15 protein-coding genes are annotated in these 22,188 nt (G+C 59.4%); all 15 read left to right on the forward strand.

The features are described 5' to 3' along the window. The first annotated feature begins 218 nt into the window (after positions 1-218). The 15 genes from CAY53_RS05955 (at position 219) to CAY53_RS12590 (ending at position 21,928) form a co-directional block, all read left to right on the forward strand. Positions 219-914 carry a phosphoribosylanthranilate isomerase gene (locus CAY53_RS05955; protein ID WP_104936352.1) on the forward strand — a complete coding sequence of 232 codons (696 nt, stop codon included), beginning with the start codon at positions 219-221 and terminating at the stop codon, positions 912-914. Beyond that, a complete protein-coding gene (locus tag CAY53_RS05960) occupies positions 907-1,491 on the forward strand; it encodes a hypothetical protein (protein ID WP_104936353.1) in 585 nt (194 codons plus the stop codon). Before CAY53_RS05955 ends, CAY53_RS05960 begins: the two co-directional genes overlap by 8 nt. 112 nt (positions 1,492-1,603) lie before the next feature. After that, on the forward strand, positions 1,604-2,584 hold the full coding sequence (gene hemB / locus CAY53_RS05965) for a porphobilinogen synthase (protein WP_104936354.1): 981 nt from the start codon (positions 1,604-1,606) through the stop codon (positions 2,582-2,584). Then, entirely contained in the window at positions 2,581-3,084 is a 504-nt protein-coding gene (locus CAY53_RS05970; protein ID WP_017865934.1) for a nucleoside deaminase, read from the forward strand. Before hemB ends, CAY53_RS05970 begins: the two co-directional genes overlap by 4 nt. Positions 3,085-3,136: 52 nt before the next feature. Next, complete coding sequence (locus CAY53_RS05975) at positions 3,137-3,472, forward strand: Ig-like domain-containing protein (RefSeq protein ID WP_425430777.1); 336 nt, start codon at positions 3,137-3,139, stop codon at positions 3,470-3,472. Between the two features lie 147 nt (positions 3,473-3,619). Beyond that, entirely contained in the window at positions 3,620-4,426 is an 807-nt protein-coding gene (locus tag CAY53_RS12575) for a hypothetical protein (protein ID WP_181040450.1), read from the forward strand. 882 nt (positions 4,427-5,308) lie between these two features. Further along, positions 5,309-13,279 (forward strand): cadherin-like domain-containing protein, encoded by a 7,971-nt coding sequence (locus CAY53_RS05985; RefSeq protein ID WP_104936357.1) that lies wholly within the window; start codon positions 5,309-5,311, stop codon positions 13,277-13,279. A 249-nt stretch (positions 13,280-13,528) separates the two neighbouring features. Then, positions 13,529-14,101, forward strand: coding sequence for a hypothetical protein (locus tag CAY53_RS12580; RefSeq protein ID WP_146106423.1), 573 nt, complete (start codon positions 13,529-13,531; stop codon positions 14,099-14,101). A gap of 93 nt (positions 14,102-14,194) precedes the next feature. Then, on the forward strand, positions 14,195-14,680 hold the full coding sequence (locus CAY53_RS12585) for a hypothetical protein (protein ID WP_146106424.1): 486 nt from the start codon (positions 14,195-14,197) through the stop codon (positions 14,678-14,680). A 273-nt stretch (positions 14,681-14,953) separates the two neighbouring features. Further along, the gene (locus CAY53_RS05990) at positions 14,954-15,529 is read left to right on the forward strand and encodes a DUF4410 domain-containing protein (RefSeq protein WP_104936358.1); all 576 of its coding nucleotides are present in this window, start codon (positions 14,954-14,956) and stop codon (positions 15,527-15,529) included. 190 nt (positions 15,530-15,719) lie between these two features. After that, positions 15,720-17,858, forward strand: a complete 2,139-nt coding sequence (locus CAY53_RS05995; RefSeq protein WP_104936359.1) for a peptidase domain-containing ABC transporter — start codon at positions 15,720-15,722, stop codon at positions 17,856-17,858. A gap of 12 nt (positions 17,859-17,870) precedes the next feature. Next, positions 17,871-19,250 carry an HlyD family type I secretion periplasmic adaptor subunit gene (locus CAY53_RS06000; protein WP_104936360.1) on the forward strand — a complete coding sequence of 460 codons (1,380 nt, stop codon included), beginning with the start codon at positions 17,871-17,873 and terminating at the stop codon, positions 19,248-19,250. Position 19,251: 1 nt separating this feature from the next. Continuing rightward, positions 19,252-19,830, forward strand: coding sequence for a toxin-activating lysine-acyltransferase (locus tag CAY53_RS06005; protein ID WP_104936361.1), 579 nt, complete (start codon positions 19,252-19,254; stop codon positions 19,828-19,830). Continuing rightward, entirely contained in the window at positions 19,827-21,236 is a 1,410-nt protein-coding gene (locus CAY53_RS06010; RefSeq protein WP_104936362.1) for a TolC family protein, read from the forward strand. The genes CAY53_RS06005 and CAY53_RS06010 overlap by 4 nt, the downstream gene beginning before the upstream one ends. A gap of 257 nt (positions 21,237-21,493) precedes the next feature. After that, a complete protein-coding gene (locus CAY53_RS12590) occupies positions 21,494-21,928 on the forward strand; it encodes a hypothetical protein (RefSeq protein WP_146106425.1) in 435 nt (144 codons plus the stop codon). Positions 21,929-22,188 lie beyond the last annotated feature (260 nt).

Genomic DNA, 22,188 nt, shown 5'->3' on the forward strand with positions numbered 1-22,188 from the left:
AAGCTTGTCAGGAGGAAGGTGGATAGTATATGCCTGAGTACAAACAAGGGCCCTGCCTGTCAAGCGGAGCGACCCGCAATCGGGGCATTTTGTCCGGCTTTTGGGCAAGCCCCCGGGGACAGACGCGGATCGCGAGGTTGCAGCTCCTTTCTGCTCTAACGAGGCGGCGAGGCGGGCTTTCAGGGCACTGCCCATGTACGGAGCGAGGACGGAATGCCATGCTGGTGAAATTTTGCGGAATGACCCGCCAGGCGGATGTGGATGCAGCCCTGCGCCTGGGCGCCGATTGCTGCGGCTTCATCTTTCACGAAGGCAGCCCGCGCGCGCTCAGGCCCGAGGCCGCGGCCCGGCTGGCAAGCGGCACGCTCAAACGGGTGGGCGTCTTTGTCCTGCAGAACGCGGACGCCATCCTCCGCACCGTGGCAAGGGCCCGGCTGGACTGGGTGCAGGTGCACGGCGCGCAGACCCTGGCCTGCGAAGCGGAGCTGGCCCGGGTCATCGGCCCGGAGCGGGTGATTCGCGTCCTCTGGCCCGGCCGCCATGCCAGCCTGGCCGGGCTGGAAGCGGAGATGCGGAGCCACGCGGCATACTGCGGCCATTTTCTGCTGGATGCCGGCACGACAGGCACGGGCGGCAGCGGCCGGAATCTGGACTGGCAGGCCCTGGCCGCCCTGCGCGCGCCCCGTCCCTGGATTCTCGCCGGCGGACTGGATGCGGACAGGCTCAGCCTGGCCATTGTCCAAAGCCGTCCGGACGGCGTGGACCTCAATTCCGGGGTGGAAGACGCGCCCGGCCTGAAGAATCACGGGAAAATGGCAGCCGCGGAGGCGGCCATCCGCTCTGCCAGAGCGGAACTCCGCACGCTGCATCGATCCCTGGGCGGCCGGAACGGCGCGGGGCCGGCTCATGAATGAAGACGAACAGGCCTATGCCCGGCTCCTGCGCTGCAGGATCGGGCTCTTGCCGCTCACAGCCCTCTTCTTGCTGGTGCTTCTGCCTTTTTTTGCGCTCTGGTGCACCAAGCCGGATCTGCTCTTTGCCGGCGCGACCGCCTGGTGGGCCCTGCTCGCCGTGCTCCTGGGGCTTTTGCTGTTCACCGGCTGCGCCTTTTACAGGAATGTCTGCCGCGAACTGACCAATCCGGATTGCCGCCGCGAGGCCCTTCGCCTCCATGCCCTGGGCTTCCTGTGTCTGGCAGCGGCCTGCGCGCCCTACTGCTTCCGGGTTCTGCCCGCCCTGCTGCACAACGCGGGGCCGCAGAGCAGCCGCACGGTTCCGGCCCTCATCGTGGCCAAACACACGGGCCGCCTCTGCCCGCAGGCCCTGACCCTGGAACTCGATCTGGGCCGGACCAGAAAACGCTATCAAAGCTGCAATGTGGATGCAAAGGCCTGGCACGCGGCCCGGCCCGGCGACCCGGTGCAGGTGCGGGGACAAAGCTCGGCGCACGGCTTTGCGGTGACTGGCCTTGTCTTTCCGCCGGGCCCATAAAAAGAGATGGCCGGAGCCCAAGCGCGCGGGTATCCTGCAGCGTCGAGGCAGCTTCCGGGACCGTTTGCGGCAGTGCCGGCCCCATCCCCTTCCCTTTCCTGTGAGGTTTGTCATGGTTTTTCCTGAATATCGGCCGCGCCGGATGCGGCGAAACGCCACCCTGCGCGCCATGATTCGTGAAACGCGCCTCTCCGCCGAGCAGTTGGTGCTGCCGGTTTTCGTCCAGCCCGGCAGGGGCCGGCGTGAGGCCATCGCCTCCATGCCCGGCGTGTGCCGTTTGACGGTTGACGAGCTGGTGAAAGAGGCCAGAGCCTGTCTGCAGTGCGGCCTGCGCGCCCTCATCCTCTTTGGTCTGCCGGAGAAGAAGGACGCCCTGGGTTCCGGCGCCTATGCCAAAAACGGCATTGTGCAGCAGGCGCTCCGCACGCTGAAGGACAAGGTGCCGGAGATGCTTTTGATTACCGACGTCTGCCTCTGCGAGTACACGGACCATGGGCACTGCGGCTGCCTGCACGGTAGGGAGGTGGACAACGACGCCACCCTGGAGCTGCTCGCCAGAACAGCGCTCTCCCACGCCGAGGCAGGCGCGGACATGGTGGCGCCCAGCGACATGATGGACGGCCGGGTGGCGGAAATCCGCTCCACCCTGGACGAAGCCGGCCTGTACCAGGTGCCGATCATGTCCTATGCGGTGAAATACGCCTCCGCCTTTTACGGGCCCTTTCGGGATGCAGCCGATTCCACGCCCCAATTCGGCGACCGCAGGGCCTATCAGATGGATCCGGCCAACAGCCGCGAGGCCCTGCGTGAGGCCACCCTGGACGTGGAAGAAGGCGCGGACATCCTCATGGTCAAGCCGGCCCTGTCCTCTCTTGACATCATCCGTCAGGTGCGTGACGAATTCGACCTGCCGGTTGCGGCCTATCAGGTGAGCGGCGAATATGCCATGATCAAGGCCGCGGCAGCCAATGGCTGGATCGACGAGGCCCGGGTGATGGCGGAATCGCTGCTTGCCATCCGCCGCGCCGGGGCGGACATCATCATCAGCTACTTTGCAAAAGATATGGCCAGGGCCCTGGGCGAAAAAGCATGAGTGGGCACGAAAGCCTGATGCGGGCCGCGCTGGACGAGGCGGCCCGCGCCCTGGCCGCAGGCGAATTTCCTGTGGGCGTGGTGCTGGCGGCCCAGGGTGCGATCGTGGGCCGCGGGAGCCGCTGCAACAGCGGCCGCGGCAGCAGAAACGAAATCGACCATGCCGAGATCAGGGCCCTGCGTGCCCTGGTGCGGGAGCGGCCGGATCTCGATCCGGCCGGGCTCACTGTCTACAGCACCCTGGAGCCCTGCCTGATGTGTTACAGCGCCCTGCTGCTCTCCGGCGTGCGGCGCATCGTGTGGGCCTATGAAGATGTCATGGGCGGCGGCACCGGGCTCGATTTGCAGAGGCTTGCGCCCCTGTACCGCGACATGCAGGTGGAACTGAGGGGCCAGGTGCTGCGCAGGGAGAGCCTGGCGCTCTTTCAGCAATTTTTCAGAACATACGACTACTGGCAGGGCAGCCTGCTGGCCAGCTATACCCTGGAGCAGAGCTTATGAACAAGGGAACAGTACCGGTTGCTTTACTCGCTGAATCTTTGATGCAAAGACCCTGAGCCGTTTTGTGCGGGATGCGGACGAAGATCCGCCGAGTCTTTCGGACGCGGGGTCGGCAGAGCATGGCAGCGTGTCGGTGGACAGTCTGGGCGGGATCCACTATCGGGCGCCTGCAGACAACTGGGTGGGCTTCGACAGCTTCAGCTACCGGATCACGGACGGCAGGGGCGGTTTCTCGGAGGCAAGGGCCACGCTCGAGGTCAGGCCCAATACTTCGCCCGATGTGTACGACGAGGTGCTGACCACGAAGGAAGATACGGTTTCGGCGCCTTTTTGGGAAAGAAAATGTTCAGGAACTGACAGTTATTTTGCGACTGCTCACATAGGCTGAACAAAAATCGGGAACCTACGCCGCACTGTTCCTGGAGACCGGACGAAGCACTGCGCAGGGCAGGGCCGGATTTTCAGGCTCTTGCCAAAGCGGAAGCAGCGGGGTAATCTGACGGAGCAAAAAGAGAGTCTGCATCCCGGAGATTTTGTGGCAGAGCAGCAAACAGACAGGGAAGTTTCGGCGCTGGCCGCACCTGCAAAAAAGCAGCGTAACACGTTGCTGGTGCTGGTTTGTGCTGTCATCTTCTGGATGTACACTGTTTTTCTGATAGTTCATCCGCTATTGATGGGCTTACAGTATTCATTCTGGGTGGTTCTAGGCTATTTGGCATACCGCAATTTCATTCTGGAAGACTTAGAATATCCTGTTTTCCCCTATCAGGATAAGGTGGTGGCACGATGGAAGCGAACGTATTTTTATAGGTTACTCTATGTAAATGCCACACAGAAAGAAGGCTGGTTGCCTTTTTGCAGGTTTTTTTGTTATATGTGTTTCGTTGGATCTATTATCATATTAATGATAACATTTCTTCCCCCTTCAGGCTCTGCCAAAGGGAAAACATATTATGAGAAAGGTTATATAGAAAAAATTGAACCAATAGATCGATTAAGTTTCTGTGGAAGTACAATAATATATATAAAAAATATTAATGGTATATCAAAAAAATTATATACAAATTTAATAGAAAAGCAGATTTCTAACTTAAATAGTCATGATGAATTTACATTTGAAATATCATACTCAAAAGTTGGACACATTCTTATGTGCGGTAATTATAAATATATATATACAATACAAAAGGATGGCGTATCCATATTAGAGAGAAACACCGATAGACATGAAAATGTAATTGCATTTTTCACCACTTTGTCTTTTTTGTGCTTTTGTACATCCATACTTTCACTGATTCCATTTTTTTCAACATACGACAAACGAAATCCATCATGCGATTAACATTAAAATGCAGGTGATAATATGACTATACCTCGCAATGTAATTAAATGGATACGTCAATTTTTACAAGAAGCTGAATCGGCTTCGAAAGCAACAAATACGGAGTCATCAAATTTCTATTATGCGCCTAATTTAGATGATTACATTCAACAAATAACAAATACCAATTTTAACTCTGCAAACAATCTTGTTGGCACAAGAATATTTATTGGGCAAGGAGAGGAATATGTTCTACAACCTTCAGACACATGGTATAATGTTGTTAATAGAGTAAAAGCAATAGATACTCAAAATGCAACCCTAACCACTTCAGACGTGGTAACTGGTACTCTTGATGCGTATTCACTGAAAAGTGATACACAATTGCATGACTACGGAACTATATTATCTCGAACAGGAACAGGTATTGATTTCTCAGTTGCTATTTTTGATTTATATTCACATATACCGTCAACCCCTCTATATTTTAAACGGTTTGCAGTAGGCATGAATAATGTGGCCATTTTTGGTGGCGCACTTATGACAACTGGGGCTATCTTTCTAGCAAAGGATGAATTTGATACTACTGGTCATATATATAACAGTACATATGATTCTGCTTTATCCGGTGCGTTTACTCTAGGTGGTTCAGCTATACAAAAATTTGCTCCCGGGGCGTGGAAATCACTCGCGCTGCCATGTTATTTAAGTGCTGCGTATACTTCTTGGCAATCTATGAGCCCTGAAGAGCAGAAATCTACAGATAAAGGAGATTTCGTTCTAAAGCAGGTATCATCATCACCCCCTGATAATACAAATCTAAGGCAAGATCCAAATGGTCATGTGAGGGAGTTCGTTACGTTTGGGGGCGGTGATGACGCACCCGTTTATACTTTCCCCAAGATGTGGCAGGATTTTGCAGGAGGTCTCAAATCCCTCTGGGACGCCATCAAAAGCGGTCCGCCAACCGCCCCGGCAGGGGAGTATACCTATCCCCATGCGATTCCCGACTGGTGGCAGCTTGGTCCCCCCACCAGCATGACCAAGCCTGGTGATGCGGCAGGAGATCATGCCGCGGGAACTGATGCCAGAGGCTATGAACAGGAGTACCTCACGAAAGCGGAGTATGAGGCGCACTTGCGCGGGCAGTTGGGTCTGCCGGAAGGAGCGCCGCTCATCCTGACTGCCTCTGTGGATGAACTCTGGAATCTCTCCGGCAGACTTCGCCCCGAGGCTGCGCAATCCGGCGATGCCTCCGGGATTATCCACCTGAGCGACCAGTCAAAGTTCCCGGCAGGGGGCGAGGGGCCCGGGCCTGAGGGGCTCGATCCCGGGGATTACATGGCGGATCTGGAGCAGCTCTGGCAGCGTGGGCTGTTGGATGAGCACGGGGCATATACCCAGGCAGGGGCAGAGTGGCTGGCCGGGATTATGGCCCAGACCGGCCCGGAGTCTGGCGGTGAGGGGGAGCTGGCTGCGGCCTATGCGGCCTGGGCGGCGTCCGAGGAGGCGCGGCAGGAGCGGGAGAGCAGTCTGGCTGCGGCCGAGGGACTGCTGCGGCTGACCACGGCGATAGAGAGCGGAGACGGGGTTGCGATCGCCAGGGAACTGGTGAACAGCATCAACACGGTGGACATTGCGGCCATGCAGCGGGACAGGGGGAGCCTCTTCGGCGGGCAGGCGGATGCCGCCCATGTGGGGCTCTCCGCGACGGGCGACGCGCTCGATCTGGCGCAGGCCCTGCACCATGGCGAGGGCTGGAACGCGGTATCGAGCACAGCGGCCCTGGTGCGGGATATCGACAGTTTTGTGCAGGCCAATGGTGGGGGCAGTTTTCTGGGTGAGCAGGGCGGGATCACGCTGTCCGCCCTGGGCTCGGCCCTGCACTTCGGGGCGGCGCTGGACGGGGGCGACGGCTTTTCGATAGCCGCCTCCGGGCTCCATCTGGCCAGCGACATCGGCAACTACCTGGATTCGGGGGGCACCAGCCTCAGTCCGGGTCCGGAAGCGGGCAGCGGGCTGACGGGCCTGTCCGGGGCGGCCTCCGCGGCCTCGCTGGCGCTGGACCTCAGGAACCTGAGCGAGGCGCTGGAGTCCGGCAATGTGAAGGATATGGCGGTCAGCGGGGGGCATACGGCGGTGTCGGCGCTGGGGACCTATGACGCGCTGTCGAAACTGGCCGGGGGCACGGGCACGACGCTGGCGGCGGATCTGGTGCCTGTTGTGGGCTATGCGACCTCTGTCGTGCAGCTTCTGGACGGGGACACGCAGGGCGCGGGCCTGAGCGCGGCCACGACCACCGGGGCGGTGGCGCTCGGCAATGCGACTGCGGCGAGCGCCGCAGCGGGTACCACAGCCGGGGCAACGGCCGGGGCAGGGGCCACGGCGGGTTCGGGCATGAGCACGGCAGCAGCGGGCAATGCGGGCGCTGCGGTCACGGCCGCGGTGGCGGTGGTGGAACTCTGCGAGGGCGAGTATGCGGACGCGGCGGTGGACGCGGTGTGCGCGGCGCTGCTCCAGACCGGCAATGGCTACTGCATAGCGGCGGCGGTGGCGATTCAGGTGGTGCGGGCGCTGTTCTTTGGTCATCATTCTGCGCCGTCGGCGAGCGGCAGCTTTATGATCGACGCGGACGGCCATGTGCAGGTGGAGGGGGTGTACGGCGGGGACTCGGGCATGCGGGATCAGGCGCTGGAGTTTGGCGAGTCCCTGCTGCCGGTGATCCAGAGCTATGTGAACGGCGGCGGCAGGGCCCGGATTGACGGGAGTCTGCCGCACTTCGTGCTGAAGCAGGGCGAGCCGGTGCAGTTCGAGTATCCGAGCACGGACGGCGTGGGGAAGGTGAGTGTTCTGGTGGAGGACAGCAGCCAGGCGGGGCGGGAGCTCTTGGGGGTTTTGTACGCGCGCGACCGTGGGGCCAGTGTGGAAGCGGCCATGAAATCGGCGACCGATGTTCATGGCTTTGTGGACGAGGCCCGGATGGGCGCGATTCTGGCAGGCCAGGGCTTTGTGAAAGACGGGCTGACCTGGAAGTACGGGGAGACGAGGAGCCGGGACTGCGGGAGCTGGGGCACGGGGGTATTCCAGGGCGGTGGCCAGCAGGGCCCGGTGGGTCGATGCTTTGTGGCCAGGGACGAGCAGGTGCTGTCCCTGCCGCTGCGCGAGGAGGCGAGGTCTGGCCGGCAGGTGGGGGCGATTCTCGGGGCGCGGAGCCTGGGCGGGGCCTTTGTGGACTATGGGAGCGAGCTGTTCCTGCTGGGTCTGGGCGGGCTCTTGGGGCCTGCGGGCACAGCCGTGGCGGCGCCTGGAGCGGGGTCTCGCGGCGCTGCGGCGGGCCAGGCCCCGGGCCCCGGGTATGTGCGGCCCCTGGACGGGCTGGAGCATGGGCTCTACGAACGGCTGCTGGCATCCGGGCTGCCCGGGGCGCAGGGCCCGGCTGAGGCGGAGCCTGCCGCGGCCGGCGGGATCTCCGGGAAGGTTTTGGAGGGCTATGCGGGGCTCTCCGGTCTTTCCGGGGCGGAGCTGGAGTCCTTTGTGGCTGCGGAGTGGGCGGGTCTGCAGCGGCAGGGCAATGTGTTTTCGGAGCTGCCGCGGACTTCGTCCTACTACCACCGGGGCGGGGTTGCGGGCACGGTGCTGCACGAGGACGGGAGCCGGGCCGCGCCGGAACCGCCGGCCGGGCCCTGGTGGCACGGCTGGGAGGGCCGTGCGGCTGCCGCGCCCCCTGGAGAGACGCTTTTTGACACCATGCTGGGCATGAGCCTGGGTCAGTCCGCGAGCGGACGTCAGGTCAGTGCCCGGGCCTGGCAGGCCCTGCACGACGAGCCCCCTGCCCCTCTGCCTCCGGAGGTGGAACAGGGGGCTTTTTTTATCGCCCCGCAGGATTCCAGTCTGCGCTTTGTGGAGTCGCAGCTTGCGCACGAGGCCGGCTTTGGGCTGGAGGCGGAGGGTCTGCGCTTTGTGGGTCTGGGTGCGGCGGAGCATGGCCGGGTGTACAGGGATGTCAACGGGGATCTCCGTTTTGAGGCGGAGGCCGGCTTCAGCGGTCAGGCCTCCTTTCTGTACCAGCTTGCGGACAGTGCGGGCCGGATCATCACCCGGCGGGCCCTGGTGGATGTGTACGACGTCAACGAAGCGCCGGAGCTTGCAGACGACGCCTTTACCCTGGCCATGGGCACGCCCTTTCAGCTCTCGCAACTGCTGGCCAACGACCGGGATGGGGACGGGGACACCCTGCATCTGGATCATTTCCGGGGCATCAGCCACGGCCGGGTCACGGAGCGGGGCGGCGAGCTGGTGTTTGAACCCGAGCCCGGTTTTACCGGGGATATCGATTTCAGCTATTTCGCCTGTGACCGGCCTGGAGCCTATCCGGAGATGGGGCATGCGCGGCTGAGCTATGTGAATGCGAACGGCGCGCCGGCTTTGCAGAACGACCGCTTTCTGATGCTGGAGGACGGGGAGCTGAGGCTTTCGGCAGGGCAGCTGCTGGCGGGCGACCTGGGTGAGGGGCTGGAGCTGCTCTCGGTACAGGGCGCCGCGCACGGCCGGGTGCGCCTGAACGCGGACGGGAGCATCGACTTCCGGCCTGATGCGGACTACTTTGGCAGGGAGGCGGGCTTTTCGTATACGGCCAGGAGCGCCAGCGGGGCGGAGGCTTCGGCCTGGGTCAGTGTTGGGGTGCTGAACGTGCAGGACGCGCCTGTGGTCGCGGCCACGAGCATCGCTCCGGTCTCCGGAGCGGGCTTCGCCCTGACGCCCGGGGCGGTGGCGGCCTTTGTGCATGACGCGGACGGGGACAGCCTGCGTTTGAGCAGCGTCACCAACGTTTCAGGCGGGCATGTGGAGCAGCGGGGCGGGGTCTGGACCTTTGTGGCGGACGCGGGCGCGGACCATGGCTCCTTTGACTATGAGGCGGACGACGGGCACATGGGCAGGGTGAGCGGTCATCTGGAGTTTGGGGTGAGCGCCTCTGCCCCGGCTGCGGCCGGCAGCCCGACAGCCAGTCCGGCCGGGAGCGGGACGCCCTCCCCTGCCCCGCCTGCCGGGCCGTCGGGCCATGGCTCCGGGGCTGCGGTGAACCGGGCGCCGGAGGCCATTGCCGAAAGTCTCGCCCTGCCCTGGGAAACGGATCTGCGCTTTGATGCCAGGACCCTGAGCCGTTTTGTGCGGGATGCGGACGGGGATCAGCTCTCCCTCTCCGCGCTGCAGGTGCAGAGCGGGAAGGGTCGGGTGCTTTCGGAGCAGGGCTGTTTTGTCTTCCGGCCGGAGGCGGGCTTTACCGGCCCGGTGACGCTTTCCTATGTGGCGACAGACGGCCGGGCGGAGCACAGCGGCCTGCTGCAGGTCGGGGTGGAGCTGGCGGACCGGCCCACGGTCTTTGGCGAAGACCGCTATACGACAAGGGAGGAAGAGGCGATACGGATCGATCCGGCAGCGCTTCTGGCAAACGATACGGATAAAGACGGGGCGCTCGCCTTTGTGGCTGCCCACGGGGCGGTGCACGGGACGCTTGCCGAAGACGGGGCGGGGCAGATCGTTTTCACGCCGGCTGCGGACTACTTCGGGGCAGATGCGGGCTTTCGCTACACGGTGCGGGATGCGGCGGGGCACGAGGCCTCGTCCTGGGTGAGCGTCGGGGTGGCAAACGTCAACGACGCGCCGGTGCTGCGCTATGACCGGGTCAGTCTGCCCGAGGATCAGCCCTGGGTTCTGGACAGCCGGGCCCTGAGCCGTTTCGTGCATGACGCGGACGGCGACAGCCTGAGCCTGAGCGCGGTGAGCCATGCCAGCGGCGGGACGCTGAGTCTGAAGAACGGGCTGTACACCTTTGTCCCGGATGCCGATTACTACGGGCCCGCGGGCTTTGACTATGTGATCACGGACGGTCATGGGGCCGCCCTGTCCGGGCATATGGCCATGGACATCCTGCCGGTGAACGATCTGCCCCGTGTGGCGCTGCAGAGTGCGGGCACAGAGGAAGACGGGATCGTGTCCTTTTCGGTGGCCGCTCTTCTTGCAGGCGCCCATGACGTGGAAGACGGGAAGGAACTGCGCTTTGGCGGCATTGACAGTACGCTTTCGGGCGATGCCTGGGTGCGGGGCGACACGCTCTTCTTCCAGCCGGACGAGAACTTCAACGGCCAGGCCTTTGTACGCTACCGGGTGCTGGATACGGAAGGCGGCGTGGGCTTCGGCCATGTCAGGGTCCAGGTGAGCGGCACGCCGGATGCGCCTGTGGCTGAGGATGACAACGACCTTGTGGCCTGGAGCAACGGGCGCTATGACAACGTGTACAGCGGGGCCGCCCTTCTGGCCAACGACCATGACGCGGACGGGGATCCGCTGACCCTGTTGAGCGTGGGGCCGGCAGAGCATGGCAGCGTGTCGGTGGACAGTCTGGGCGGGATCCACTATCGGGCGCCTGCAGACAACTGGGTGGGCTTCGACAGCTTCAGCTACCGGATCACGGACGGCAGGGGCGGTTTCTCGGAGGCAAGGGCCACGCTCGAGGTCAGGCCCAATACTTCGCCCGATGTGTACGACGAGGTGCTGACCACGAAGGAAGATACGGTTTCGGCGCTGCCCCAGCGCCTGCTGCTGAAAAACGACCAGGATCCGGACGGCGACCATCTCTTCATCAGTTCTGTGGGCGAGGCCAGCCACTGCCAGGTGCAGCTCCTGGCGGACGGCAGCGTGCTCTTTGTGCCGGAACAGAACTTTAACGACTGCTATCCGGGCCAGGCGAGCTTTGCCTACACGGTGACGGACGGGATCAGCCAGGGCACCGTGGGGCGTGCGTATTTCGAGATCGAGCCGGTGAACGACGCGCCCCTTGTCCAGTCGGAAGTGCTGTTCGGGGCGGTGGAAGACAATCAGTTCCTCTTCAACGTGGGCCAGCTCATGAAGGGCGTCACGGATGTGGAAATGGCCTCGCCCTATGAGCAGGACAGCGTCCACTTTGCAGGCGGGCTGTCGGCGGAGCACGGCAGCCTCGTTTGGGACAGGGCCACGGACAATATCCTGTACACGCCGAACCGGGACTTCAGCGGGCTGGAGCGCTTCAGCTACCAGGTGGCTGACGCCCAGGGCGCAGTGACGACCGGCGTCTCCGGCATCTACGTGCAGCCGGTGAACGACGCGCCGCTGACCCAGTCCGACTACGGCGAGGCCGCGGAAGAGGTGGTGTGGAACAACTACAGGATCAGCGCGCTTCTGGGCAACGACTATGACGCGGACGGGGACCAGCTTTCGCTTGTGAACCCGCAGGTGAGCCAGGGGCGGGCCCAGGTGCGGATCAGCAATGGCAATCTCTCCGTGCGGCCGGCGGAAGGCATGGCCGGCAGGCGGATAGTGGTGGACTATACGGTGAGCGACGGGCATGGCGGCGAGACGCCCAGTCAACTGATCATCAACCGGGTGCTGGATCACAACTACGCACCCAGCTTCACCGGCCTGTACCGCATCACCAACCAGGACATCCACGGGAGCCATGGAGATGAAGACGGCTGGCAGACCTTCAGCTTCCATGTGGAGGACAAAAACGGGGGCAACAGCTGGAGCTACGACTGGGGCGACATCATGGCGATCCACGGCGCCCTGGGTTCATCGACCAGCTACGGCAAGCACGAACTGTTCGATTACGGCAACGGTCACTTCAAGTTTGGTTTTGACCGGATGCCCGGCTCACGCGCGAATATGCACATAACGGCGGTTGATTACCAGGGCGCGACCGGGACGATAACGGTCAACCTGACGAAGCTGGCCGGGGCTGTGGGCATCCACCGCTACTCGCCGGTGGTGTTCGACCTGGAGGGGGACGGGCTGGAGCTTCTGGCCCTGGACTCCGGGCCGGCTTTTGACTGGAACCGGGACGGGGTGGATGAAAAGACGGGGTGGATAAGCGGCAGGGACGCCTTTCTGGCCTATGATTACAATGGGGACCGGATGATCGACCGTGCGGACGAACTCATGCTGAGCGAGTACACGCCCGGCGCCATGAGCGACCTGGAGGGGCTGCGCAGTTTTGATACCAACCAGGATCAGGTCTTTGACAGCCAGGACGGGAAGTGGTCATCCTTTGGCCTCTGGCAGGACAAAAACAGCAACGGCGTGACGGACACAGGCGAGTTCCGGACCCTGGACGAGGCGGGGATCGCGGCCATCGATCTGCGGGGCGAAGAGGGCGGCGGCGAGCAGGCAGGCGGCAGCATCCTGGGCACGGTGAGCTTCACGCGGACGGACGGAAGCACCGGCACAGCGGCCGACGTGGCCCTGTATGGGGAGGAGTTCGCGCTGGAACAGGCGGGGTCTGAGGACGGGGCCGCAGGAAGCGCCGGCCGGCCAGACCCCTCCGGAGGCTCCGCCGCCTCTTCCGCCGGGAGCGACAGCGGCGTCCGGGAAAGTCTGGCCGGCTCGGGCCAGAGTGCCGGCGGGGGCAGCCAGACTGACAGCGGAGCGGAGCAGAGCCTGAGCGCTGAATCCGGAGGCCTTGAAGCGGCCGCCGGCACTGCCACCGCAGACGACAGCAGCGCCCAGGAAAGCCTGACCGGCTCGGGCCAGAGTGTCGGCGGGGCGGACGCATCGGAAGAACCCGCCGCTGCCGGGGGCGACAGCAGCGGCCAGGAAAGCCTGGTCGACGCCGGCCAGACAAATGGGGGAGAGGGAGAGGCGGCAGACATCGCAGTGCCTGCCTGCTGCTCCGAGGCCCAGCTCAATACCCTCTCGGCCCAGATCGCCTCAGACCTGGCCATGGCCCCGGAAGACAGCACGGCCCAGGCAGATGCCGTCAGCCTCGTCAGCCCGGCGGACGTCACCAGCGACATCCACCAGCAACTCGACGACTTCCAGGACAACACCTCGCCCTTCGGATGAACAACCGAAATTCGGTAGCAGCGGCGATTATTTTAAATAACACCCTCCTGACTGACAGGCAGGATTACGAATACAGAGGATACGTTAGACAAGGAAAGAGAAGTGCTGGGCCCTACCAAATCAATACTGCAAATTTGATATAACCTCATGAAATGATGAGAAAATTTGTTGTATCTCATGTTTTTTGCTGGAAGACATCTGAGATACCAGCGGAAGTTTATAAATTCCTTCTTAATCGAACCTTGCGTTATGCAAAAGCAAAATATTTTCACAATATTGCTTTTTATTTTTTTATTTGCATTGCCTGCCCATGCTTCAGACTGTGCAAGAATGGAAAGAAAATGGCCGTGGGAACCTGGGCAGGAAGTGAAGTATGAATGCAACAAAATAGCAAAAATGACTTTGAGCTGGATAAAGAAGGACGAATTGCCCGATATTCAACAGCTTTTACAGGCTGATATCATCAGCTCCGAGAGCATTTTGGGCCAACCTTTCCATTGCTATGAATATAATGAGGAGAAAGTTTGCTTTTTTCAGGAAGATGCACCGATCATAATCGGTTACAATAAAAATAATGGAAAGCCAAATACAATATTATTTAATTTGATTCAAGTAGAATCAGTTGAGAGTATTCCTGAAATATTGGGACTAGGATTGTCTTCAACACCTATGAAAGGACCAGCAGGGCCTTTCTGGAATAATTTAAATGGTGTAAAACAGTTGGAATGCAATAATCCAGAGTTTAAGTATGCTGGAAATTGGATATATCCAATTATCATCCATATTGATAAAGCACCAATTTCAACTGAATTAATGCGTTAATATAACGAGATATTTTGTAAAAATCTTTAGAGATATAGCAAAAGCCATAACTGTTATAGAGTAACAACTTATTTCTTAAAGGGAATGTTCAATATGTCTAACGAAGATTATTATGTTGAATTTATTACAAAAGTATTTAGTGGCTCATTGAGTGCAACCGCGACCCAGATTAATGATGATGTTAAAAGTATCACTAATCTGGTATTTTTAGAAATCCAGAAATGTACAGGGACGATGTTTGCAGGTGATGCAATTTATGCACTATTTTATAACGTAACAAGCTTTGCAGATTTACTTGTAAATATTGTTTCTGGAATCGCTTTAGGTACAATTTCTGGATGGATTGATGTAATTAGGCAAAATATAAAATATAGAGTGTGCGTTGACGCTGCAGCATTCAAATGGAAAAGTGTGATGGCATTGGCGCTGCTTGACATGTCCCGGGCATCAAAAGAGGAAATAATCGGATTTCTCAAAATTAATGCCGATTTTGACGCTACAAATGATGAGGAAATCAGAAATGTCTTTCACCTTTTGCGCCAGATCTCGGCAAAGATCAAGGAAGCTCAGGATAAATAAAGACTTGTTCCACTATGGGTGTCTATTGATCGTTTACAGTGCAAGCTGATAAATGTCCTTGTGTGTATGGATAAAACAAAATTTGCATTCATTCAAATGGAAAGAAAGGGCATACTTTTGGAAGCTTTGAGAACGACCAGGCAAGTCTTTCCAAAATTCTGAAAACTTAACTATTCCATTGATATGTAAAGTTCAATACGGTACGTTTCTAAACGGCCCAGGCCTACGAGACTCTCATAACCGCGCCAACCAAAAACGATCAGGGAGAAACAGATGAAAAGCAAAGTTGTATGGGCCTGTATGCTGCTGCTGTCTGCAGCATTCCTCTGCTCCTGCGGCGGCAGAAAAGCGCCGGAAGAGAACCCCTTCAGGATGGAGCAGGCGCTGACACAGTCATACGAGAATATTCTCTTCTATCCCTTTGAAACAAACGAAGAAATACAAAAATACTACCCCAAGGCAAGGGAAGAATCATTGCATGCGGTAATCAGGCACCTGCGGGATAAGAAGAAATACAGGAAAATTGATAAAGTCAGTGGTAATTTCGATAAAAAATCAACCCTGCTTGTCAAGGTAAGAATACCGGACATGAGAATTGTTGGCGGTGTTGCCCGGGCTTTTGGCGGCACATTTTTAGGCAGTTCACATATGAGCATGGAAGCCTATCTGATAGACGCGGAAAGTGGCAATACAGTAAAAATGAAGGCTTTGGCCAGCGCCAACAATCCCTGGGCTGCAGCATGGACTATTGGGGATACGGACAGGAGTCTGCCATCAGACATGGGGCATATTCTCGGCGAATATATCGCCACCGTGGTCCCGGCCAGAGCGGTTCCGGCCAAACCATAACACACTCCCCGGCAGGGGGCGGCATGCTGGCGGAAGGCGCCTTCCGCCAAACCCGGCAATCTGATATCGCTCCGCCCCCTGCACCGTGCAGACGGAAACAGTTACGCAGAGATAAAGGAACAGGATTGACTGATATTGCAAGGAAAGATAACCAAAAAAATTTCTGATATAAAACCTGTAAGAAATTTCAATGACCGAGACAGAATTGACGAAAAACAGAGACAGCGCAATATTCTGTCTTTTGATGTCGGGGAGAATGCATGGACGGCACTTAAGTTATGAGCAGCTATACCATAACTTTTTTAAAGAAAACAGAAAGTATGATGGCAGTTATTTATGTAAGACAATAAAAAATATAAAATTAAATGTTAAAATAATAAATACCAAGCTGGATAAAATTAAAAACAGCGTATTCCCACTTATCGCTGAAACAGGCACGGGTGAATTTTTTCTTATCCTCAAAAGGGATCAGGAGGAAAGCCATAAATATTTGGTACAGAAATATGGAGATAACAGGGCGACCTCTGTCACCATACAGGAAAATTCCGACTTGCTTGCGAAATTTATCTCTGTAAGGGCAGCAGAGAAACAAACAAGAGAAGATAATGCTTTTGGCTTCTCGTGGTTTTTCAAAGCCTCAATGAAATATTGGCATGTGCTCCGCGAATGCATATTGGCATCCATATTTGTACAAATATTCGGTCTGTTATCTCCCCTCGCATTTATGATTGTTATCGATAAGGTTTTATCGAATAACAGCATGTCCACCCTTGATGTTCTGGTCTTTTCCTTGATTATTATTTCAATTTTTGAAATCCTGCTTAACGCATTGAGAACATATTTATTATCGCATACCGCAAACCGTATTGATCTGACACTGGGTATCAGAACCTTCAGGCATTTGCTGAATCTGCCTCTGGGATATTTCCAAAGCCGGCCGGTTGGCGATACCATTGCCCGGATGAAAGAGCTGGAAGTTGTTCGCCAATTCATTACCGGTTCAGGCATACTCCTGTTTCTTGATCTCCTCTTCCTCGTCATTTTCCTGCTGTGCATGTTTTTTATCAGCCGCTTTCTCTGCGTTATCGTTATTGCGGCCATGCCCTTCCTTTTTCTCGCCTCCATGCTTATCACGCCCATGCTGCGGAACAAGCTGGATGACAGGTATGTGCTTTCCGCGAGAAATCAGTCGTTTCTGGTCGAACTCCTTTCCGGCATCGAAACCGTCAAGGCCAATGGCGCTGAACCCCTCATGCGCGCCAGATGGGAAAACAGGCTGGCCGAGCAGGTGCGGGCCGGCTTTGCCGGCAGCAATCTGGCCAACCTCATCAACCAGTGCTCCGCAACGGTCAACAAGGTGCTCACCGTCCTCCTGCTCTGGTTCGGCGCCAGGGAGGTGATGCAGGGGCACCTGACGGTCGGTCAGCTCATTGCCTTCAACATGCTGTCCTCGCGCGCCGTGGCGCCGATCCTCAGGCTTTCGCAGATCTGGAAGGAATTTCAGCAGGTGAAGGTCTCCATCGCCCGGATTGCCGATATTTTCAAGGCCCCGGCCGAGCCCGGTTTCAATCCGGAAAGGGTGGACCTGCCCCCTATCCGGGGAGCCCTGGAATTTGACCATGTGACCTTCAGGTACCGACCCGATGGGCCGGTGATTCTGGATGACATTTCCTTTTCCGTGCGGCCGGGCGAGCTGGTGGGCATTATCGGCTCGACCGGTTCGGGCAAGACCACGCTGATGAAACTGCTGCAACGGATGTATGTGCCGGAAAAGGGCCGGGTGCTGGTTGACGGTATTGACATCGCCCTGGTCGACGCCGCCTGGCTGAGGCGTCAACTGGGGGTGGTCATTCAGGATGGCGTGCTCTTCAACGCCTCCATCAGGGACAATATCTCCTTCGGCAACCCCGGGCTGTCCATGGAAGCCATCGTGGAGGCAGCGCAACTGGCCGGAGCGCACGACTTCATCATGGAGCTGCAGAACGGCTATGACACGGTTGCTGGCGAGCGGGGTCTGCGGCTTTCCACCGGCCAGCGCCAGCGACTGGCCATTGCCCGGGCCCTGTCGGCAAATCCCCGCATGCTGATTCTGGACGAGGCGACCAGTTCGCTCGACTATGAGTCGGAGCAGCGGATTCAGGCGAACATGCAGAAGATATGCGCCGGCAGGACGGTCTTCATGATAGCGCACCGGCTCTCGACCATCAGGCACGCGGACAGGATTCTGTGCATCGAAAAGGGGCGGATAGTCGAGGACGACGCCCCGGACAGGCTCCTGGCCCGGGAGAGCAGATATGCCCAACTGCACCGCATCCAGGCCGGGGCCTGAAGGACCGGCCAGATGAGTCCCATGAAGCTGATTCGGAGATTTCGCGCCGCTCTTGCGGACCTGCTTGCGGCGCAAGGCCCGGGACATGAGGATGATTTCTCGCCTGTGGCCCTCGAGGTGCTGGACCAGCCGCCCGCTCCCTTTGCCCGGGCGGCCCTGCTGCTCATTCTGCTGCTGGCCCTGATCCTCCTGGCGTGGTCGGCGCTGGCCAAAGTGGATATCGTCGTTTCGGCCACAGGCGTGGTCGTGCCCAGGGGCAAGGTCAAAGTCATCCAGCCCATGGAAGGCGGCAGGGTGACCGCCATTCACGTGCGGGACGGCCAGCAGGTCAGGCGCGACGAGGTGCTGGTCACCATGGACAGCACGGAAAGTCAGGCCGATCTGACCACCATCCGGCAGGAACTGGAGAGCGCCGCGCTCAGCGCCATGCGCCTGCGGGCCCAGCTTTCCGGAGACGAAAGCCTGTTTCAGCCCGGGCCCGCATCCCGTGCCGCAGAGGTCAAACTGCAGCGTGATCTGCTGCGGGAATCCCTGCTGACCGAAAAGGCGCGCCAGGCTGCCATGGCCAACGAACTCTCGCGCAATCAGGCGGAACGGGAAAGCCTGATGGCAAGCGTCGACAAGCAGGAGCGGGCGCTGCCCCTCCTGAAAAAGATGCATGAGAAAAAGAGGCACATGCTCAGAAAGGGCCTGATTCCCGAAATCGAGTACATTCAGGCCCAGATGGCCTTTGACGACGCAAGCGGCAATCTGGAGGCGGAAAAGGGCCGGCTCCGGGCCGCGGAGGCGCAGTTGGCCAAGGCCATGCAGGAGTCGCAACTGGAGGAGCGTGAAAAGAAACGCGATCTGCTGGCCGAGCTGTCGGAAGCGCTGAACAGGCGGGACACGCTCACGCAGGAGCTGGCCAAGGCGGCCAACAAGCAGGAGTACAGCGAACTCAGAGCGCCCATCGACGGCTTTGTCCAGCAACTGGCCATCCATACCATCGGCGGCGTGGTCACGCCCGCGCAGACCCTGATGGTGATCGTGCCGCTTGACGACGGGCTCGAAGTCGAGGCCAAGGTGCTCAACAAGGATATCGGCCTCATCGCGGGCGGCCAGCAGGTTTCGGTCAAGGTGACGGCCTACCCCTACACCCGGTACGGCGACATTGCCGGGGGCATCGAGTGGGTGGCCCAGGACGCGGTTATGGACGAGCAGCTTGGGCCGATCTACCCCGTGCGGATCTCTCTGCAGAGCACCCGCCTGCCCCGGCTGGTGGACAGGCGGGAGGGTCTGCTGTCGCCGGGCATGACCGTGACCACCGATATCAAGGTAGGCAAAAGACGGGTCATCGAATTTTTCCTGACCCCCATTCTCCGTTACACCCAAGAAAGCTTCAGGGAGCACTGACATGGCGGAAAAATCCCCCAAAGAGCAGGACGCGGCCAGCAAACAGCCGGAAGAAGCCGCGGACAGGCAGGAACAGAACGGCCAGAACGACGGTCTCGCGGAAAAACTGCACGAGCAGGCCATGGAGCTGCTGCGCCGCCTGCCCGCCTTTGGCCCGGTCATCATGCTGTATCTGCAGTCGGCCCATCGCCGTTTTCAGTTTATCAGCGACCTGGAATGGCTGCTCATTCCGCCGCTGATGAGCAGGCAGTGCAAGCTCTTCATGAAAAAGTCCTACCCCTTCGCCTATGTCAGTTGGGCCTTTCTCAACGAAGAGGCGGAAAACAGGCTGGTTCTGAACGGGGGCAAACTCCGGCCGCAGGACTGGAAATGCGGCGAGCGTCTGTGGCTGATGGATATTGTCGCGCCATTCGGCGGGGCGGACAGGGTGCTGGCCGACATTCAGCAGAACGAGTTCCCCGGCAGAACGATCCGCCTCCTGGTGCCCGACCCGGAGACGGGCGGGGTCAGCAAACGCGAGCTGCCGCCCCGGCCCATGCCGCAGGAAACCTTTCAGGGTCCAGACGCAGGTAACGCATGAAAGCCATGAACCCTTCCACGAAATCCCCCTTCTGCCGGATCAGGCCGCCCTGTCTGTACGGCTGCTGTCTGCTGCTCTGCCTCTGCCTGGGTTTTCCCGCCGCCTCCCAGGCCGCGCTGAGCTACCAGGACGCCCTTGCCCGGGCGCTTGACCAGGAGGCGCGGCATCAGGCCGAAGAGCACGAGGCCCGGGCAACCCGGGCAGATGGCTGGCGCTCCATTGCCGGCATGGGCCCCACCCTGACCGCACACCTGCAACCCTCGTTCAATGAAGACCGCTTGCAGCGCGATGCGGTTCCGGCTCTGGAATACGCCGGCGACGACCGGAGCAGCTCCTACCATGACACCGAAATCGGGATCACGCTCAGGCAGCCCCTGCTCGATTTCGAACGGCTGCATACGGCCCGTTACGGGAGCCGGCAGATCGATCTGGCAGATCAGATGCGGCGCAGGTCCAGTGAAGAACTCTCTGTTCGTGTGGCGGAACTGTACTATGCCGTTTTGGCGGCAAGGGACAGTCTGGCTGTCCGCGAGGCCGAGGAAAAGACACTGAAACAGCAGGTCGAAGCCGCGCGCTCCCGGCAGGCTCTGGGTTACGGCACCGCCATCGACGTGCATGACGCGGAGGCCCGGCAGGCCCTGGCGCGGGCCGCGACAATCGCCGGCCGCGATGAACTGAACAACGCGCGCCTGGCGCTTCAGGAAGTGCTGCATCAGGAAGAGCTCGAAGATCTGGCCCCATCTCCCGCCCTTGCGGAACTGCCCCGCCGGGAACGGAATCTGGCCTTCTGGCAGCAGCAGGCGCGCGAGAGGAATACTGACCTGCAAATGAAAGACCGGCAGGCCGAAATGGCCCGGCTGGAACGGCAGGCCGCATGGTCCCGTTTCGCGCCGCGCCTGCATGCGGTGGCTTCCTACACCTACAGCAAGCCCAGCGACAGCCTGTATTACGGCGCAGAAGAAGAATCGGAAGGCTACATCGGCCTGCGCCTGGAGATGGATTTGCTGAACGGCGGTGCAGATACCGCCGCGTCGATAGCCGCAGGGCAACGCTTCGAGGCGGCGCAGGCGCGGCTGGAAGAAAGCAGGCGTGCGGTTGCCCGCTCGGTGCAATCCATGTGGGATTCCCTGGGCAGCACCTACGCCTTGGCCGAGGCCTACGAAGGGGCTGCCCAGGCAAACCGGCAGGCCATGATGGCCACAGAGGCCGGCTATCGGGAAGGAGTCAAGGTCCTGCTGGACGTGCTGGACGCCCAGCAAAAATACTACAGCGCGCTGAACCAGGCGCAGAATGTGCGAAACAACTACATGATTTTATACTATAAATTTGTCGCGCTCACCGGCCAAAGCGAGCTGCCTCTTCAGGAAGGGCCAGGCGCAGCCAAGGTTCGCGCGCGCGAACAATGAGCAGCGCCATCTGGAAAACAGGACAGTCTGCAAGGCTGGAACGGAGCAGCCAGGGGATGAGGACGCCGCAGAGGGGCCAGTTCCGCTTGTCCGGAACTTTTGTTCATGCCCTGTGTTGTGCGGGCCTGGTCCTTGCCAGCGCCTGCGCGAGCCCCGGGGAAAAGAGGGCGAATGCCGCCCTTGCCCGGCTCTGCGTTGGTGCCGGCTTTCAGATCCATGAACGCGTCATCTTGCCACCCGGGCTCCCACTGTACACTGTGGAATCGTACACAGCCTACGAACCGTACAGGGTCTATGCGCCCGTGACACGGTATCGGCTCAGGCCGGTGAGGCGTAGTCGCCGCATTTTGAATCCGCGCCTGTTTGATCCATCTGCCGGGGTAGCGGCCCTGGGGCCGGATTATCTGGTCAAAGAGTTCACCGAGCCGCTTGCCCTCCCTGCACTGAACCTCTCGAAAGGCTTTGAGTTCCCGGACGGCATTACATTCTGGCGCGTGCATGACCAGATCATTCGCAAGTCTGACGGCAAGCCCCTGGGCGAAGTGTTGTATGTCGAGCGCCGGGGCAACAGCTTGTGGGCACAGCTCCTGGGCAGCGGCAGGCGAGCGTACCGCTGCCCGGACAATGCCAGCATTGAGGCGCTGGTCGCCCGGATTTTTGCCGAGTCCCCGGACTCCGACATGGCGGAATAGGCCGGGATTGGCGGATGCGAACGGCAATGTCCGTTTTGAGGCGGGGGCCGGCTTCAGCGCTCAGGGCCAATGCCGCGCCCGGTGTCCCCGGCACTCCTTCCTGCGGCCCGGTGGCTGAAAATGCTTGGGAACTGACAGTCGCTTTGCTGCGGCCCACATATGCCGAGCAAAGGTAAAGAAACGCTGTTCCGCACTTTTTCCCGGGAGCCTGTGCCAGGCCCTGGTCGGATTTTTCAGGCAATTGTCAAAGCGGAAGCAGC

Source organism: Desulfobulbus oralis (genome assembly GCF_002952055.1).
Classification (GTDB): Bacteria; Desulfobacterota; Desulfobulbia; order Desulfobulbales; family Desulfobulbaceae; genus Desulfobulbus; species Desulfobulbus oralis.

What these genes read in the sequence shown, in the direction of transcription:
- hemB (WP_104936354.1), top strand. Translation starts at nt 1,604, where the DNA reads ATGGTTTTTCCTGAATATCGGCCGCGCCGGATGCGGCGAAACGCCACC.
- CAY53_RS05995 (WP_104936359.1), top strand. Translation starts at nt 15,720, where the DNA reads ATGACCGAGACAGAATTGACGAAAAACAGAGACAGCGCAATATTCTGT.
- CAY53_RS06000 (WP_104936360.1), top strand. Translation starts at nt 17,871, where the DNA reads ATGAGTCCCATGAAGCTGATTCGGAGATTTCGCGCCGCTCTTGCGGAC.
- CAY53_RS06010 (WP_104936362.1), top strand. Translation starts at nt 19,827, where the DNA reads ATGAAAGCCATGAACCCTTCCACGAAATCCCCCTTCTGCCGGATCAGG.
- CAY53_RS05960 (WP_104936353.1), top strand. Translation starts at nt 907, where the DNA reads ATGAATGAAGACGAACAGGCCTATGCCCGGCTCCTGCGCTGCAGGATC.
- CAY53_RS05985 (WP_104936357.1), top strand. Translation starts at nt 5,309, where the DNA reads ATGTGGCAGGATTTTGCAGGAGGTCTCAAATCCCTCTGGGACGCCATC.
- CAY53_RS06005 (WP_104936361.1), top strand. Translation starts at nt 19,252, where the DNA reads ATGGCGGAAAAATCCCCCAAAGAGCAGGACGCGGCCAGCAAACAGCCG.
- CAY53_RS12585 (WP_146106424.1), top strand. Translation starts at nt 14,195, where the DNA reads ATGTCTAACGAAGATTATTATGTTGAATTTATTACAAAAGTATTTAGT.
- CAY53_RS05955 (WP_104936352.1), top strand. Translation starts at nt 219, where the DNA reads ATGCTGGTGAAATTTTGCGGAATGACCCGCCAGGCGGATGTGGATGCA.
- CAY53_RS12580 (WP_146106423.1), top strand. Translation starts at nt 13,529, where the DNA reads ATGCAAAAGCAAAATATTTTCACAATATTGCTTTTTATTTTTTTATTT.
- CAY53_RS05970 (WP_017865934.1), top strand. Translation starts at nt 2,581, where the DNA reads ATGAGTGGGCACGAAAGCCTGATGCGGGCCGCGCTGGACGAGGCGGCC.
- CAY53_RS05990 (WP_104936358.1), top strand. Translation starts at nt 14,954, where the DNA reads ATGAAAAGCAAAGTTGTATGGGCCTGTATGCTGCTGCTGTCTGCAGCA.